This window comes from Alicycliphilus denitrificans (genome assembly GCF_044792555.1).
Taxonomy (GTDB): Bacteria; Pseudomonadota; Gammaproteobacteria; order Burkholderiales; family Burkholderiaceae_C; genus Alicycliphilus; species Alicycliphilus denitrificans_A.
In genome coordinates this window covers 2282290-2299024 of record NZ_CP126238.1, presented here as the reverse complement: position 1 = coordinate 2299024, position 16735 = coordinate 2282290, and the positions used below count along the sequence as shown (strand labels likewise).

17 protein-coding genes and 1 pseudogene are annotated in these 16735 nt (G+C 58.2%); 14 read left to right on the top strand and 4 right to left on the bottom strand.

Annotation, left to right across the window (positions count from 1 at the left end; translation table 11 throughout):
- Positions 1-314: 314 nt before the first annotated feature.
- From P7644_RS10955 to P7644_RS10945, 3 genes and pseudogenes are all read right to left on the bottom strand, one after another.
- A pseudogene (locus P7644_RS10955) lies at positions 315-476 on the bottom strand (transposase); the annotation flags it as partial.
- Positions 477-518: 42 nt separating this feature from the next.
- Positions 519-1130: a recombinase family protein gene (locus P7644_RS10950; RefSeq protein ID WP_404303180.1), complete on the bottom strand. Its 612-nt coding sequence runs from the start codon at positions 1128-1130 to the stop codon at positions 519-521.
- A 154-nt stretch (positions 1131-1284) separates the two neighbouring features.
- Positions 1285-1554 carry a hypothetical protein gene (locus tag P7644_RS10945; RefSeq protein WP_404299057.1) on the bottom strand — a complete coding sequence of 90 codons (270 nt, stop codon included), beginning with the start codon at positions 1552-1554 and terminating at the stop codon, positions 1285-1287.
- Between the two features lie 550 nt (positions 1555-2104).
- Between P7644_RS10945 and P7644_RS10940 the strand changes: the two genes are divergently transcribed.
- Both P7644_RS10940 and P7644_RS10935 read left to right on the top strand, forming a co-directional pair.
- The gene (locus P7644_RS10940; protein WP_404299055.1) at positions 2105-3364 is read left to right on the top strand and encodes a hypothetical protein; all 1260 of its coding nucleotides are present in this window, start codon (positions 2105-2107) and stop codon (positions 3362-3364) included.
- Complete coding sequence (locus P7644_RS10935; protein WP_404299053.1) at positions 3361-3912, top strand: hypothetical protein; 552 nt, start codon at positions 3361-3363, stop codon at positions 3910-3912. The genes P7644_RS10940 and P7644_RS10935 overlap by 4 nt, the downstream gene beginning before the upstream one ends.
- A gap of 292 nt (positions 3913-4204) precedes the next feature.
- On the opposite strand, the gene P7644_RS10930 is transcribed toward P7644_RS10935, so the two are convergent.
- A complete protein-coding gene (locus P7644_RS10930) occupies positions 4205-5185 on the bottom strand; it encodes a tyrosine-type recombinase/integrase (RefSeq protein ID WP_404299051.1) in 981 nt (326 codons plus the stop codon).
- 185 nt (positions 5186-5370) lie between these two features.
- Between P7644_RS10930 and P7644_RS10925 the strand changes: the two genes are divergently transcribed.
- The 12 genes from P7644_RS10925 to P7644_RS10870 all read left to right on the top strand — a co-directional run bounded on the left by P7644_RS10925 (position 5371) and on the right by P7644_RS10870 (position 16726).
- Entirely contained in the window at positions 5371-6159 is a 789-nt protein-coding gene (locus tag P7644_RS10925; protein WP_404299049.1) for a DsbC family protein, read from the top strand.
- A 17-nt stretch (positions 6160-6176) separates the two neighbouring features.
- The gene (locus tag P7644_RS10920) at positions 6177-6707 is read left to right on the top strand and encodes a hypothetical protein (protein WP_404299047.1); all 531 of its coding nucleotides are present in this window, start codon (positions 6177-6179) and stop codon (positions 6705-6707) included.
- Between the two features lie 30 nt (positions 6708-6737).
- On the top strand, positions 6738-7526 hold the full coding sequence (locus tag P7644_RS10915) for a hypothetical protein (RefSeq protein ID WP_404299045.1): 789 nt from the start codon (positions 6738-6740) through the stop codon (positions 7524-7526).
- Positions 7523-8104, top strand: coding sequence for a lytic transglycosylase domain-containing protein (locus tag P7644_RS10910; RefSeq protein ID WP_404299043.1), 582 nt, complete (start codon positions 7523-7525; stop codon positions 8102-8104). Before P7644_RS10915 ends, P7644_RS10910 begins: the two co-directional genes overlap by 4 nt.
- Positions 8105-8123: 19 nt before the next feature.
- On the top strand, positions 8124-8831 hold the full coding sequence (locus P7644_RS10905; protein WP_404299041.1) for a toxin co-regulated pilus biosynthesis Q family protein: 708 nt from the start codon (positions 8124-8126) through the stop codon (positions 8829-8831).
- Positions 8832-8853: 22 nt separating this feature from the next.
- On the top strand, positions 8854-10599 hold the full coding sequence (locus P7644_RS10900; protein ID WP_404299039.1) for a hypothetical protein: 1746 nt from the start codon (positions 8854-8856) through the stop codon (positions 10597-10599).
- Entirely contained in the window at positions 10599-11915 is a 1317-nt protein-coding gene (gene pilO2 / locus P7644_RS10895; protein ID WP_404299037.1) for a type 4b pilus protein PilO2, read from the top strand. Before P7644_RS10900 ends, pilO2 begins: the two co-directional genes overlap by 1 nt.
- A complete protein-coding gene (locus tag P7644_RS10890) occupies positions 11902-12462 on the top strand; it encodes a hypothetical protein (RefSeq protein ID WP_404299035.1) in 561 nt (186 codons plus the stop codon). Before pilO2 ends, P7644_RS10890 begins: the two co-directional genes overlap by 14 nt.
- A 12-nt stretch (positions 12463-12474) precedes the next feature.
- Positions 12475-14157 carry a GspE/PulE family protein gene (locus P7644_RS10885; protein ID WP_404299033.1) on the top strand — a complete coding sequence of 561 codons (1683 nt, stop codon included), beginning with the start codon at positions 12475-12477 and terminating at the stop codon, positions 14155-14157.
- Positions 14154-15218, top strand: a complete 1065-nt coding sequence (locus tag P7644_RS10880; protein ID WP_404299031.1) for a hypothetical protein — start codon at positions 14154-14156, stop codon at positions 15216-15218. The genes P7644_RS10885 and P7644_RS10880 overlap by 4 nt, the downstream gene beginning before the upstream one ends.
- Before the next feature lie 62 nt (positions 15219-15280).
- Complete coding sequence (locus tag P7644_RS10875; RefSeq protein ID WP_404299029.1) at positions 15281-15829, top strand: type 4 pilus major pilin; 549 nt, start codon at positions 15281-15283, stop codon at positions 15827-15829.
- Positions 15830-15832: 3 nt separating this feature from the next.
- Positions 15833-16726, top strand: a complete 894-nt coding sequence (locus tag P7644_RS10870; protein ID WP_404299027.1) for an ATPase, T2SS/T4P/T4SS family — start codon at positions 15833-15835, stop codon at positions 16724-16726.
- The last annotated feature ends 9 nt before the right edge of the window (positions 16727-16735 follow it).

Here is a 16735-nt window from a genome sequence, read left to right as displayed (position 1 = left end):
CTCCATCGCCGCGTACAGACGCGGCGATTTGCTAAGGAAGGTCTGCAAAACCCCGTTCGTCAGGGCTGACGGGCGGGGTTTTGCAGACCTTCCTTAGCGTAAGTTTTTTCTGTTTTCTGTAACGCCCTCAAAGTTGCTCGGAAAGCATGAGACACCTTTGTATTACATGTATGTATGCACAGTGCAAATGTCTTGTGTTTGAACTTGCAATCGTCCGCTGCCCAAAGTCCTGTGTTACAGGATTGTTTCTGTATTGCACAATACAAAGATGATCCAAGCCTCTGCACTTGCTGCGACCCTGCGCACTACTCCCACGCGCGCCACTGGCAACCGCTTCTGAGCAGGTACAGCACTGCACAGAACACCTCGTACAAATCCACCCTGCGCGGCGCAGTTTTCCTGCGCGCGCTTTCCAACAGTGGCTTGATGGTCTCAAATTGTTCGCGACTGATGTCGCTCGGATAGTTCTTTCTCACTCCCCGAGCTTCTCACGCCCTCAGGGAGACTTTGAACAGGCTTTAAGGTACGGTCAATTTTTCGCCTGCGTCACGGCGGGCCCATATCCGTTTGACCTGGGCCACGCTGCACACGGCCAGCCTGGCTGTCTCAGCGATGCTGTGACCGCTCTTGCGCAAGGCGATGATGCGGGCGTGCAGCTTCGGATCGGCTCGGCGCCCCTGGTACTTGCCGGCAGCTTTCGCCAGGTCGATGCCCTGGCGCTGGCGCTCGCGCCGGTCTTCGTACTCATCACGCGCCATCTGCAGGGCCAGCTTGAGCAACATGTCCTGCAGCGAATCCTGCACGATCTTGGCCACGCCGCTGGACTCGCCGGCCAGCTCCGACAGATCCACCACGCCAGGCACCGCAAGCCGCGCGCCCTTGTCTCGGATCGAGGCGATCAGGCGCTCGGCCTCGGGCAAGGGAAGGCGGCTGATGCGGTCGATCCGCTCGGCAATCACCGCCTCGCCAGGCTGCAGATCCGCGATCATGCGCAGCAGCTCGGGCCGGTCAGCGCGTGCGCCCGAAGCCTTCTCGCCGTAGATGCCGGCGACGTAATACCCGGCCGTCCTGGCGGCCTGTGCAATGCCTTCCTGACGCTTCAAATCCTGCGCCTCGGTGCTGACCCGCATGTAGATGCGGGCGACCTTGAGGGCAGGGGAGAGGGCAAAGCTGATTGGTTCGGCGGGCGTCTTGTCCCGCACGCTCTCATGTATGGCATGTTCTTCATCGGTCAGCCCGCCCGCCTCGCGGGCAATGGCCGCAAGTTGTGAGCCAAGGCCCGCCTTACCCCTCATCACCGTCTCCAGGCTTCGCGGTACGCCGCTTTGGATTGGCCAGTGCCGCCAGGATCTGCGGCTCCAGCTGCTGGATTGCATAGGTGGCATCGCTGCCCAGCATGGCCAGATGCAAAGCCTTGTAAGCGCCCCATAGCTCAGCCAGGGCGTTTACGCGCAACTCGGCATTGTCCAGGCCGTCGCGCAGCATGCGCTGAAGCACTTCATGCACTGCATCGTTCAGCTCGTAGGACTGGTGTAGGGTCAATTTCAAATACATGGTGCTGGCTCCTTTGCGTATTTCCCTGTAAGCCAATCCTAAACAACATGGGTCATTTAAGCAATAGCAATTTAAAAGAGCCAGGCTAAAAAGCGCAAGTCAAAAGAGCCTACCCGCAAGACAATTTCAGCGCTTCCGCGCCTGTCGTGACGCTACGGTGCTCGGAACGGGAGCTTCCCCGTCAACCGAAGGCAAAACGATGAATGCAAACTGGATATTTGAAGACAGGCACCCAGCCGCCCATGTCGGCCGTGCCCACCCTGGCCGAGGTCGTGCGGCCAATTGGCCAAGTGGCTGCTGCAGCTGCGGGCGCTGGTCATCGTTAACCAGCAATCCGTTCGCAGTTGACCGGTGTACTTGACCCGACCACCGGCAGCAACCGACCCATTGCAGACGGTCATTTCGTGCGGCGCAGCAAATGCTTTGCAACCGATTGCAGCTATCCGGCTCAGTAGAAAAATGGAGCAGCCTTTCCTGCGATTCACACCGCGGCCGAGAAGTGCTCTTGAAGTAGTCTATGCTTTGGGACAGATTACCTAAAGACCCAAGTATGAGCGCTACAGTTAAGAACCACACTGGCCAGAAACTCGGCTCTGATGAGTTGGCACTGATCAAAGACTTCACAACCGCGAGCAAACCTCTTGAGGGGCACGAGCTTGTGATTCTGCGGGACTACCGCACAGGCGCGATCTTCACCGAGTGCCACATTCGCGCCGCGAAACTCATTTCCCTGGGCACCGCCGATGTTCCGCTAGACCCAGAAGAACAAGCGGAGTACCGGGCCAATCGAGAAATTGTAGAGGATCACGTGGCGTTTGAGCAGATGAAGGATGATGCCAATCAACGAAGATCCTTCAGCAACATAGTGTGCGAGTTTTCTCGTTCATTCGACTCAAGTCATCCGATCAAGATCGTCGGTGGGCAACACCGGTTCACCGCAATTTCCGGAGCGCTTGCGACGAACATCGATGAATGGCACGGACTCAAGGTGTATTTTGCGCTGAACAATGAACAGCGCATCGATGTTCAGCTGATATCGAATACGAACATCGCAGTATCCACCGATCTCTTCGATCGGATGCAGGAAACGCTAGCTGGCCCTCAGTTACGCCAGTGGTGCCAAGACGTCGGACTGTTAGCGGGAGGCCAAGATTTTGCAGACAAGAGAAATCGCGCTAGTCCGGTAACGGTACGTGCCGCACGCACGTTCATCGTCAACTATTTCAAGGGGCGAAAGCTCTCGAGCGAAGTGTTTGACCGTTCTGAGACCACTCCGGTCATCTGCAAGTCCGGGGAGACGGACTCAGATTGGGAGGCGCTGAAGGCGAGTAACCCCAATCTTTGGTCCGACTCTGAACTCAGAGATGCCGGGAAGGCATATGCGCTTTTAATTGCCGCCCAACGGAATGCATTCGCACCGCAACCAGGTAAGAAGCGCATGAATAGCGACTTCGCAGAGAAATCGCTAAATACTGCGGTGCTTAGTGCGTGGGCGTTCACTGCTGGAGTCTTGAGAGCGAATGATGCTAGGTTAGCCAAGCATTACGCACTTAAGGACCAATCCGGGAAGGACCCCTTAAACGCTGCTGCGTTAGCCAAGGGACGACACAAAAGTGACTCAGAGAACTATCGGGGCCTCGGCTATCGGACCGATGCAAAGGAGCGAGGTAGGCTTGCCGAGCTCTTCTTCGCACAAGCCGAAAAGGGAGGCGGAATATCTCCCAACCTCGTGGACATTGCGATCAAGAAGTATCACGCAAAGGAAGCGCAGCTTGAGGTCATTCGAGCCCAGCAGAAGGCAGGGGTATGAACGATAGCGATGCACAGGCAACTTTGCTGTTGGAAGAAGCGCGCCGATTCTTTGAGAAGTCCTTGCAGCCGTCTGCTGCATCTGAGGGTCGAGTTGCATTCCTCCACGCCGCCATCCTCCTTGCGTTTAGCTCACTCGAAGCTCACGTAAATGCAGTCGCCGACGAAATGGCTCTTCGCTCCGGCTTAGATGTTCTAGCGAAATCAATCCTTCTAGAGAAGGACTACAGCCTGGAGAAGGGGGAATTCAAACTCGCAAATAGATTGAAAATGTATCGGTTTGAAGATCGCCTGTCATTCTTGCTCGCAACTTTTTCGAGTCCACCGATACCGGTTTGGACGAAGGAACCTTGGTGGAGTGATCTGAAAGATGGAATCGACTTGAGGAACCGGCTCGTGCACCCAAAGTCAAATGTGCCTATTGACATTGATGCGGTTGAAAAAGCACTTGCAGCGATCGTCGCTTGCTTGAATTTTCTGTACCAAAACATTTACCGTCGGCCGTTTCCTTCTGCGAAACGCGGCATCAACGCGTCGCTAGCGTTTTAGCCCATTGAAGTCCCGAAGAACTCCAGAGCGGTCTTTTTTCGCAAAAATCCGTCGGACCGCTCTTGGCCGAACTCTGTCGGTCAGCGCCAGCGAGGCGGTCAACCGTAACCGGCACAGGTGGTCAGTTCAACCGGAATACGCAGCAGCACCGGGTGCAGGAGATGATGGGGCGATGGTGGTCGTTGCGACGGCAAACAGGTCCAATCGCGTCAAGTACAGCTGCGGCGGCCAGTGTCTGGGGTAAGCCCGGTCTCAAGCTCATCTGTGGTGAATGCCAGGAGGCCTTTGGAGCTCAGTGATTGGCCCAGCGCACGAACCTGCGGTAGTCAAGCTCCCGGGGGTGGTGACGTCGATGCAGCGCTTTGTCATCCATATTGTGGCGCGACACATAGATGGTCGTAGTTTCCAGGTGCTCATGGCCCATTAGCAACTGGATGGTCTTCAAAGGAGCTTTTCCCTGGTACATGTGTGTTGCGAATGTGTGCCTCAGCGTATGAGGTGTCAGTTGCAGCCCGGACTTCTGCGCGTATCGCCAAACCATCCTACGCAGTTGGTGATATCGATAATCGGGGTACTTGTTACTGGAGACGAAAAGTCGCTCAGTAGAGCTGAGCAAATGCCCGCCAGATTGCAGCAGAAATTTGCGCATATCTTTGTATTGTGCAATCCAATGCAAGGCATGTTCCCCAAGAATGACCAACCGCTCTTTCAGGCCCTTGCCCATAACGCGCACGCACGCGCCTTGCGATACCTGGTGCTGGTCCAGGCCCAGAAGCTCGGCAGATCGCAGTCCCGTGCTGTATAGCAGTTCCAAGATTGCCCTGTCACGTATTCCATCTGGCGTTCCAGTATCAGGCTGTTCCAGTAATCGCAAAACTTGGTGTAAGGCAAGGGTATTGGCTGTTGGCCTCGAAGGTGCCCGAGTTGGAATGAAAGCTTTTTCTGCGTCAATCTCTGCGTGGCCCTCTTGCCGGGCCCAACTGTAGAGTCTCATCAATGCCCATTGTTTGCTTCGTAAAGATGCAACGCTGAGGGAGTCTTGGACTTGGAGGAAATAGCCCCTGAGTTGATCGACAGTTGCAAGATCCCACGTCGTGCCATGGGCTTCGAGCAGCCAACGTGTGAAATCTTGGAGTTGTGCCTGCAGCGTGGTCATCGTGGACTCTGCAAGCCCCTCTTCGAAAAAAAGAGCTACTAAAAAATCACCGAACCGCGCATCCCAGCCCTCCCCGGCTGAGGCGCCATCCCCTGTAAACAATGGGGTTTTTCTCATGTAGAACCTTGTGCGAACAGAAGCAGAAAGCGCCCCTTCGGGGCGCTTTCTGCTGATACGACGCACAAACGTTACGCGTACAAATTCTAGATCAAATAAAAATAGACCCGTCAAGCGAAAACCGGATGGTCTATACATGACGGTTTTCGGTGGAACGAATTTGGGGTGCTTTCTACAGTGCGCCCATGCCCCAGACCACTCCATCCATCTCACGTCTGCGCCCCTTGCACAGCCTCCGTCTTGCCGTTGCTGCAGCCACGCTGGCGGCCACGGCAGCCGCCGTTTATGCAGGCGATGTGTCTGAACGGATTGCTACCCAGATACGAGCAGGGATTGAAGCGAACACGGACAAAACCGTCCGTGTGGACACGATCAAGACGACGCCTATCAAGGGCATCTACGAAGTCTTTTCCGACGAGGAGATATTTTATGTAGAAGAAACAGGTCGTTACAGCTTCGTGGGCGGATCGCTCATGGATATGAAATTGCGCAAGGATTTAACAGCTGCGCATCACGATCGACGTATGGCGATTCCATTTGATCAATTGCCGCTGCAGCATGCGATCAAAGAAGTGCATGGTGATGGCAGTCGGGCGATTGCGGTATTTGAAGACCCGAACTGTCCCATTTGCCGGGTTTTCACGAAATTCGTGGACCAGTTGGAAAACATCACGGTCTACCGCTTCATGCTGCCGGTGATCAGCCCGCAAAGCCAGAACCTGGCGCGCATGGCTTGGTGCTCGGATGACCGCGCAGGCGTGTGGAAAGCCATGATGAACGGCGCCCGGCCCCGCCTGCCCGAGGCCTGCAACGTGGATGGCCTGGTCGAGATCCTGCGAGCCGGCGAACGCTGGCAGATCAACAACACACCCACGGTGGTGCTGGCCAGCGGCAAGCGCCTGGTTGGCGCCACACCTCCCGAGCAGTTCATCGACGAACTGAACAAGGGCGGCAAGCCGGGAGCGCGCCAATGAGGGCAGCACCTGTACTGATGGCCGCCCTGTCCATGGGCCAGGCATTCCTCGCCCAAGCACAAATGCCCAGCCAGCCAGCGTGGCAGCCCATGCGGGAAGCCGTCTTCGACAGCTCCAACTTCCCATCGACTGCAAGTCCTGAGGATCGAGCTATCGCGCAGCGCATCTGGGCCAATGAGCTCATGGCGAGACTGAAAGATGAGCAGCGCTTTCTACCCGGCTTCGCCTTGATCGGCGATGTGCGCGAGGGCGAAAAGCGCATCGTTTTTTCGATGTTCGCAGCTGCTGCAAGCGAGCACTGCGAGCCAGCTGCGAATGGAGCCGCTGTTCAAGACATCTTTGTCGAGTGCCGGATGCGCGTCGTTGGTTGGCCGCCCACAGGTAGGCACATTGCAGAACTGCCTGGCTACTGCATGATTTACGGCGGCGACCACAAAAAGAACCGTGTGGAGTACCGCTACGACACGTCAGCCCAAACGCTGCATTTCCGCACCATCCAGTTCGGCAAGGTGGTGCCGGCCTGCAGCCGTGCATTGAAACTGGGCTGAGGCATGCGCATGAGAAAGCCCATCGCCTACTTGCTGCTGGCCAGCCTATCCGGCCTGGTGTTTGCCGCGATCGTCAGCAGCGCGGATATCGCCGCAGCCATCCGAAACTCGCCCAACGCAAACGCCTGGCTCAAGCAGAACGCCGAGTCGGTGGCCAGTCTCGCCAGCTTTGAAAGCCAGCGGAATACGACCGCCTACAACGGCAGTTGCTGCTACGGCGTGCTGCAGATGAACACGGCCAATATCGAAGCCTTTGCGAATATGACTCCCGAAGTCTATCGACAGCAAAGCCTGCAGCAACAAGTTAACGCCTGGTCGAAGCTGACAACTGCAGCACTGAACTCCAGCGCTGTCACGAACCTGCTGGCCCTGGGCACCTTCGACGGCCGTCCCGTCGATGGTCATCTGGTGCTTGCATGCGTGCAACTGGGCACCGGCAACTGCCAGCGCATGATCAACTCGGGCCGCTGCTCGGGCTTCGCAGACAGCAACGGTACGACCATCTGCTCGATGGCAGACCGCATCGGCGGCACCAGCCCAGGGGGCTCCGCCGGCGGCGGCACTGGCGGCAACTGGACGCCCACGGCCGGCAACATTGCCGATGGCTTCAAGCAGGCCTCTGGCCAGGACATGGGACGCGTCAAGGAACAGATCCAAATGCTCACCGTGGCCATGGGCACCTTGATCGCAGCAAGCGCTGTGCTGGGCCTGTTCAAGCGCTATTCCAGGGGCCAGATGTCGGTCTGGCTGGTCAAGCGCCACGTGGTCCAGGCCGCCATCCTGGTTTCGTTCATCGTGCTCTTGGCGACCATCGTATGAACGGGTCACGCACGATTTCTCGGCTCGTGGCCGCTGCGCTGCTGGGGGCAGCCCTGCAGGCTCCGGCCAACTCTCAAGCCACTGCCAAGGGACACCAGCACACCGTCGATTGCCTGCGCGGCAGTAAGAGCACGCCGGCCTGCCAGCAGATGTTGCGCAACTACTGGCAGCACGAAGCTGCGATCGCAGCCGTGGCGCGTCACTATGGTCTGGAACCTGCGCTGCTCAAGGCCCTGGTGGCCGTGGAGAGCCGCTACAACGCGCAGGCTCGTTCGCATGCGGACGCCCGAGGCCTCACCCAGGTACTGCCATCGACGGCGCGCGGCGTAGGCCTTCACAACCCTGAATCCAACCTGTACGAGCCCGTTCTGGCCTTGGCCACCGGCGCCAAGTACCTGCGCCAGATGTGGCTGGAGTTCCGCGACTGGCCCCTGGCCCTGGCCGCATACAACGCCGGGCCCGGCAACGTGCGCAAGCACAAGGGTATCCCCCCGTTTCCCGAAACCCAGCAGTACGTGCCCAACGTGCTGCAGCTGTACCGCGAGTTTGCCCTGGCCGATGCGCTCGCGGGCCAATGAATTGAAGCAAGGAAGGTCGATGAAGAAACTCTGTCTCAAAAATTGGGCGGTAGCCAGTGCGCTCGCGGCCGCCCTCGCCCCGTCAGCGCATGCTCTCGATAGTGGCCCCAGCGAGAGCACGCGCGAAGCTCAGCTCGCGGCGCAGATCGCTATCTCGTGGAAGTCGAACGTCGAGGAGCTGGGCCAGTTGCTCGCGCAACGCTTGGCCGTGGCTTTTGTGGACACCTCGGGTATGGGCAGCGTTGCGCTCGTGGAGCTGGAGCAACCCGAGACGGCCACGCTGGGCCAGGCCATCCGCACCGTCAATGAGCAGCTTGCTGGGCGAGGTCTGCAGCTGCAATTGTCGGGTTTGCAGCTTGAGCTGGCGAGCACGCGTGGCAGCAGCCAGGTGGCCCCCGTATCTGTAGGCAGCGCCGGTTTCACGCCCTCCAGCATCGACGCCCCGACGCCTCCCTCTCCCGCTCTGCAGGCTTGGTCTGTCACACCGGCGGACGGCACGTTGCGCGGCGCCTTGCAGGCCTGGGCCGAGAAGGCCAGTTGGCAGCTGCACTGGGAAGCCGGCGTGGACGTGCCCATCACCGTCAGCGCAACGTTCGGTGGCGACTTCCGTGAGGCCGTGAAGGGCCTGTTCGCGGCTCTCTCCGCTTCCGAAGTGGCGCTCAACGCCCTGCTCTACACCGGCAACAACGTACTGCGCGTGACCGAGTCCGGCCGCCGTGCGCAGTGAGGTCCATGCCGTGAAAACTCCCATGACACTGAACAAGATCCCGACCGCCGTCGCGGCCCTCATGACCATCGCACTCGCCGGCTGCGGCTCGCTTGAGGAGCGCGCTCAGGTCCAGGTGGCCACCCAGCAAGGTAGCGACACTGTGCGCGAGCGCTTGGCAGCGCAGCGCGAGACCGACACGCACAATGGCGCGGCCGTGCGCGAGTTCAACGCGGTGTGGCTGGGCGGAAAGACCGTGAAGGTTGCGCGCGAGGCGCAGCTGCCCGCCGTGTTCGGCCAGGCCATCCGCTTCTCCTTCCCGGACCGCCCTACCCTGACCACTATCGGCGACCGCATAAGCAAGATCACGGGCATCTCGGTGCGCGTGAGCCCCGATGCGCTGGTGCCGATCCAGGCCCTGTCGGCCCAGCGCCTGGGCACGATGATGTCGACCTCGATGCAGGCCAGCTCCGCGCCGGCGCCAGCGCCATCGGCGCAAATTCCCGGCAGCGCCCTGCCCGCCCCGTTGGCAGGTGCGGCCGGCCAGCTCATGCCGGCTGCAGCTGGAATGGCCGGTGCAGCGCAAGGCCGCGGGGGCTTCATTCTGGATCAGATGACCCTTTTCGGTGGCTCGCTCACCGAGCTGCTGGACCAGATCTCGGCCAAGTACAGCGTGGGCTGGGACTACAGCGACGGCGCCATCCTGATCTCGCGTCTGGTCACTCGCACGTACCACATCGCATCCATCACCGATGTCAACGACATCACCAGCACCATCACCAAGAAGGCATCCACAGGCCAGAGTACCAGCAGCTCGGGCACGGAGGCCGGCAGCCAGGTCGGCAGCGCGGCCTCTTCCTCGGATGTGAGTTCGAGGGTGACAAGCCAGATCGACGTGGTCAAAGGTCTGCAAACCGCGATCGAGAGCACGCTCACGCCCAGCCTGGGCAAGTACGCGATCTCCTCCTCGGGCGTGGTCACCGTGACGGACACCCGAGAAGTCCAGGAGCAGATCCGAGAGCTGATCGCTGCAGAGAACAAGGCCATCGGTCGCCAAGTGCGCATGCGCATGCAAATCGTGGAGGTCACGGCCAACACCGGCAACGACGTCGGCATCGACTGGTCCTGGGCCATCAGCCAAGCGACAGCCAAGTGGAGCACCGAGTTCTTTTCGCCCACGGGCATGGCGAGCACAGCCTCGGGCTTTGGACAGCTTGGCGTGCTGCGCCGAGGTGGACAGTTCGAGACGCAGGCATTCCTCAAGGCCCTGGCCACCATCGGCCGCGTGAGCGTGCGCAAGGACGAGACGTACACCATGCTCAACAACCGCCCCATGTCTGTGGCCAGCACCGAGAGCTTCATCTATCCGGCGCGCTCCTCTGCCGCGACGACCACCACCACGTCGACCACGGCCATCCCGGGCGTGGAGCCGGGCCAGCTGACCACGGGCACGTTTTTGAACCTGCGCACGTCGATCCAGCCCAACAGCTCGGTGATCGTGCAGTTCAGCATGGACGCATCGACGCGGGGCGAGGTCAAGACCTACCAGAGCAACGGCGCCACCCTACAGTACCCGCAGACCAACGCCAACCAATACCAGTTGTACACCAGCATCGTCAGCGGTGAGACCGCAGTGCTGGCCGGCATTGACAACACGCAGCAGACATCCAACGACCGCGCTCTGGACGGCAAGCTCAGTCCTCTGCTGGGCGGCGGATTCTCGGCCTCGACGACGCGGCGCGCAGTGCTCGTGATGCTGACACCCCAGATCATTGAGGGGGTCAACTGATGACTTTTATCCGCGTGCCCGGCTATGGTGAAGCAGTTGCAGGGCTGGACTGGGTCGAGCTGCCTGGCGCGGACAGCCACGGCGCGGAAATGCGCCAGTTCGCACACAGCGTCAACGCACAGTGGCAGTTCCAGTGGAGGCTCGCGGGCAAGGCGACCTCGTCCGTTGCTTTCTTGCCGAAAGGTTTGACCAAACGGGCTCCAGTAGCGGCAGCTGCGCTGGTTCAAGCAGCCATTCCAGACGAGCCGACCTGCATCACGTTGATCGACCTGCAGGCCCTTGGCGACGATGGCGAGCCAGGCGCGGAGCTCCAGTACTGGGTCTTCGCCACCGTCGATGGCAAGCCCGCGACACGGATGGATTTCGTGGGCAACGCGCAGGCGGTTCGCACCAGCATTCTGGATTTCCTGAGCACCCTGCAGGAAAGAAAAGGGGTGCCGGTCTACACCGATCTTGGCGAGTTGCTGGACAACATGCCCTACCACTTCGACGTCAGGCCGTTCACCTTGGACATCCTGCGGCATTCACTGACCAAGAAGGACTTCTCGCGCGCCCGGTTCGACCGATACCGCCCGGTATCCCTGAAGGTGATGGGATTCATGGTGCTGGGTACTGTGGCCGCGCTGGGCTACCTGCTAGCCCAGGGCGAGATCGAGCAGACGCAAAGGCGCGAGGCCGCCCAGGCACGCCAGCGCGACATCGAGCGCAATGCCGCCGAAATGGCCCAAGCCATTGACGCGGGAATCAATGCGGCGCCGCCGGCGACGGCAGCGCTGCCGGCAATCATTGGTGCCCTGCAGGATCTGCCGCTGCAAATCAGCGGCTGGCGGCTGCAAGAGATCGATTGCAAGGTTGGTGCATGCACGCTGACCTTCAAGGGCCAGCCTCTGGCGACCTGGCGCGGCTACATGTTGGCAAAGCCTCCCTCATGGCCCGCGCCCGTCTTCGCCGCCGAGGTTACGGCAGTGATCCAGGAGCTGCCCGTGGAGTTGGGCGCGGTCTCCCGGCGTGCCGCTGCCCAGCTGCCGACGCGCGAAGCCGTCCGCTACGCCATGGGCAACCTGGCCCAGGTCATTGCCCCTGTCGGCCTGCAGCTGGGCCTGCAGACATCCTGGGAGCGTGTAGCGGCCCAAGGCCAGCAGCAGGACGGCCTGAGCATTCCAATGCGCTCCAGCTTCACTGTGTCGGGCCCGGCTGTCTTGATGGGCGACATGGCTACCAAGCTGCCAGTCGCGGCCGGTATTACGAGCGTCCAAATCAAGCTGGACGAGAAAACCACATTTGAATTAAGAGGTGAAGCCTATGCGCGCCCGTGAAATCACCGCATTGGCGATTGCGCTGATGCCCATTTTTGTCCACGCCACTGAGACCACGGTCGATGGACAGGTGGATACGTTTGGCAAGCTCCTGGCCAAGCAAGTGCAACTGATTGATTTGGAATTGGATGCCAAGATCCGGGCAACACAAGCTCAGGGCAAATCCCAGAGCAGCGTCATGCAAGTCCCAGTGGTCGCCAATCCACTGCCTGAAGCAAAGCAAGAAATCAGTGCTCAGGAACCGATTGTGGAAGCGATATGGGGTATGGCTGGAAAGGAAGTTGCCGAGGTCGTCTACAAAGGCCAGCGTGTCGCAATTTCTATGCAGGAGCCCTATATCTCGCGACTGGACGGCTGGAAGCTGGAGCGTATCAGTAACTTCGAAATCGTCCTGGCAAAAACAGAAGGCCTCAAGGTAAGCCTACGCAAGGCCATCAGCCTGAACTGGGGGTTGGGTAATGGATTCAGGGACGCCGATGTGAATCAAACCTCCACAAACATCCCGATTTCCAGCAGCTTCTCTGCACCATCATCATTCGCTAGATAAGGAATTAATCCCATGCTCCAATCGTTTCTGGGAAGCCCTGATGGCGATATCAAAAAGAAAGAAAACTCTCATGATCAAGAACAATTAAAGGCTCAAATCATCGGGAGAATGCGCCAATTTGGTCGCATCACCGATCGCCATCAAATAAAGAACTTCCGCGACTCAATCGGCAAAAAGCTCGGCGTCTCCGGGAACAATCTTTCCGGCCTGGCGGTATTGGACCTGGGCGCACGGGAGGTCGTCCTGTTGGTCGCCGAAAAGCTCGCAGGTCAATCTGCACATATGGAACTGCGCGAGCGTCTAGGACGGGAGCATTACAAGCTGGCTGACGAGCGTCTGGCGGATGTGGCTGTCATCGCCGTCCTCAACGAAGCAATTGGCAAAGTGACAAATGACACCACAGCCAGTGACGTGAATCCGCTCGTCGATGAATTATTTGCCTCAGCGGTAACCGAAAAAGCCACCGACATTCATCTGTGCTGCCGAGAAAAGACCGGCATGGTCTTGCTACGCATACACAGCCGTATTTTCAAGTACCGGCAGTACGACGTGGAAACCTGCAAACAAATGGCAGGTTATATGTTTTCCATCATGGCCGAATCTCGCTCTCAGAGCACTGGAACGTTTTCGCTGGAAAACAAATCCATGAGTTGCATGATACGTTTCTCTCACAAGGGGCTGAGCTACAAGCTGCGCTACAAGTTCATTCGACTGGCCGATGGCTGGGATGTAATCATTCGCATACTGCCAATGGAAATCCCGGGCGAAAAGAACAAAAGTTTTGCCGAGCTTGGCTATGAGAATAGCCAGATTCGTTTGCTGGAATTGAGCGTTACCAAATCGATCGGCCTGATTGCGATCACTGGCCCGACCGGCTCCGGTAAATCCACAACGCTCAAAACCATGATGGAGTTCGACCCGAAAAGGCAATACAAGAAACGTTATTCGGTAGAAGACCCTGTGGAATACAAAATCTACGGCGTATCCCAGATTTCCATTCAGCGCAGCGACCATGAACAGGAAGATGATGGAAAGGCTTGGGGCGGCGTGTTGCGGGATGTGCTGCGAGCTGACCCGAATGACATCATGGTCGGTGAGACACGTGACAGGGCCACTGCCAAGATCGTTGCGGATTTTGTGCTGACAGGCCACAAAATCTATACAACGCTTCACACCGCATCTGCCATTGGCTCCGTGCTGCGTCTTTTTCGCCTGGGGCTTGACCGCCAGGTGCTATCGGACCGCCAATTCATCGCCGCACTGATTTTCCAACGCCTGCTGCCAGTGTTGTGCCCTAAATGCAAGAAACCGGCAGCAGATGTTCTGCCCGCGCGCGGCCAACACCTGCTGACGCATAAATTTGGCCTCAACATCAACCAAATCTACTGTAGCGCCGACGAAGGCTGCGAGCATTGTGGCGGTCGTGGGATCATCGGTTCTACGGTGGTTGCCGAAGTGCTGTCACCGGACAAAGTGCTCCGTCAGCACATTGCAGAAGGCAATGACGATAAGGCCGAACAGTATTGGCGCAAAAGCCGCACAGCTGCATTTGATGACCGTGACATGGTGGGCAAGACGGCATTCGAGCACGGACTGTATAAGGTGTCTCAGGGCTTGATCGATCCACGTGATTTGGAAATCGAATTTGAGCCACTGGAGAGTTATGAAGTGGTTGAGCCAGGAGATTCGCAATGAATTTGCGGCTGAGCATCTCCAAGCTGCGATTCAAGCTTTTTTCCAGCAATAGGCAAGATTTCTATGAAGATTTTGCCTCGGCCCTGCGGGATGGCGCATCCAGTCATGGCCGCTTGGCCAAGCTCGCAGAACGCTCGCGCCGACGCAAGACGGGTTGGGCTCCGCTATATCTGCATTGGCTGCAAAAAATGAAGTGCATGTCATTCGCCAATGCACTGATGCACACTGCGCCATCTTATGAAGTCATGGTTCTCACTGCGGCAGAGGAAGATGGAAAACTGGATGAGGCCATGGTGCATCTTGGACACGGTTTGCGACTGATGAGCAAGATCAAAGGTATCTATTTCATGTCCTTTATATCGCCGGCTTTGGCGGGTTTAGTGATATTGGCATTTTTTGTATCGTACGCATTGGTCATTGCCCCCCAAAACCTGCAGACATTGCCACTTGAGCGGTGGCCCTCACTTAGTTATGGCATCTACGTCGTTTCCAATACACTGGTTTCTCACTGGCTGGCAGTATTGGGGGGAGCCATTGGATTGTTGGCGATGATATCGTGGAGCCGGCCGAACTGGTTCGGTCGGGGCAGACGGATGGTTGACCGCATTCCATTTTTGCCTTGGTCTGGTTATCGGGAGAGTTCTGCCAATACCTTTCTGCTTTCACTGGCAATTCTGCTTCAGTCGAATAACCACGGCATGAAGGCTTCCATGGAAAGAATGCGTCAGTATTCCAGTCCATGGCTGACATGGCACATCAATACGATGCTGCAAAGACTGTCCAAGGCGCCGGACAATCCTGCACTCGCACTGGAGACGGGCATGTTTTCGCGACGAATAATGGATCGCATTGAAGACTATTCGGAAAGGTCGGACTTCTACAAAGCCATGAAGAGTATAGCTTTTGACCATGGAGAAGCTGCTGTTGCGATTGCGGAAAAGAAAGCTGTTTTCATCGGCCTCATCGCAATGCTGTTTGTCGCTATGACTATCGGCTTGATTCTTCTCGGTAATCTTGAATTCAACGCGGAAATAGAAAGGTACATCAGCCAGACAAAATAAACGTTCTTATATAAGTTCGCCAATCACAACCGCTTTCACAATTTTTTATCCAGTAAATCACTATGAATCAACCTAATAAACTCAAGGCGCAAAAGGGTTTCACCATCACTGAACTGGCTATAGTCGTTCTGCTGGGTGGGGTATTCCTGGCGATGGTGTGGCCGCAGATGGCCAAGATCCTGTCTGGTTCGCGGGCCAACAAGATCACGAATGAGCTAAACCTGGTCATTCCCACAATCCAGACGGCATACCAGAATCGCACCTCCTACAACGGTTTGACTACACAGCAAGTAGCCACCAACCGTTGGATCAGCGACAACTTCCTGGAAATGAATGCAGGAGCGCCCACGGGTGGCATCGTGACGCAGTGGGGGACGATGGCCTTTGCCGCGACCGCCAGCAACACCCAGGTGCAGGTGACGATAGACAAAATCCCATCGCGTGAGTGCTCGAAGATCGCTGAGGCATTCACCAGCAACATGTTCCTGACCGCCAGTGTCAACGGCACTGCCGTCAAAACAGCGACCACGGAGCTGGATGCGACGACCGTTGGCACGCAGTGCAACTCCAGCGTAACCAACACCCTGGTCATCACTTTTGGGCGGGTCTGAGCCATGGAAGCGCAAGCCATCACCGACATCCACATGTCGGTCGGAAGTGCCGGTCCGACGATCGTGTTTCCTGGTCAGGAGCCTGCTCGGGACGAACACAAGCCAATGCTCCAAGAGCTGGCAAAGCTGATCGAGACAACACCATTGACCAAGAAATTGGCGCTGGCCGATGGCAGCCGCTGGCGGGTGCAGCGGATGCGTGAGGGTCGGTTTGCCCTGCGCCGTCTGCGCGATAACTGCCCTGAGCTTGACCAGCTCGGCCTGCCTCAATGGGTAAAGTCCCTGCTGCTGCAGACCAAGATGCGCGATCAGGGAGGCCTGGTGGTGGTCTGCGGCCTCACGGGAGCCGGCAAGACCACGACCTGGTCCGCCACGATCGCCGCGCGCTTGCGCCACCACGGAGGGTACTGCCTGACTATCGAAGACCCACCTGAGGATTTGCTAGAAGGCTCGCACGGCAGCGGGTACTGCGAGCAGATAGACGCCGATGGCGTGGGCGGCTACAGAGCAGCCATCCATGCTGCCTTGCGCTGCTTCCCAGCGAAGGACCAGTCGATGCTTGGCTACGGCGAAGTACGCGACGCAGCCACGGCCGCCGAACTGTTGCGTGTGGCGGTCGATGGCCATCTGGTCCTCGTCACGATGCACTCAAAAAGCATCCCGGCCGGCCTGCAGCGCCTTGCTGCCCTGGCCCGGGCTGCTGGAGAGGACGAAGCCAATGAGCTGCTGGCCACAAGCTTCCAGCTTGCTGTGCACCAGCGCTTCGACCAGGGCGGGCCGCTGGTGGCCACCGCCCTGCCACGGGATAACAAAGTCTCCGCGCACATCAAGAACGGAGACTTCGGTGCGCTCAAAGAAGAGGTGGAGCGCCACGTTCTCAAGAACTTCAACAACTGAAGCCTTATC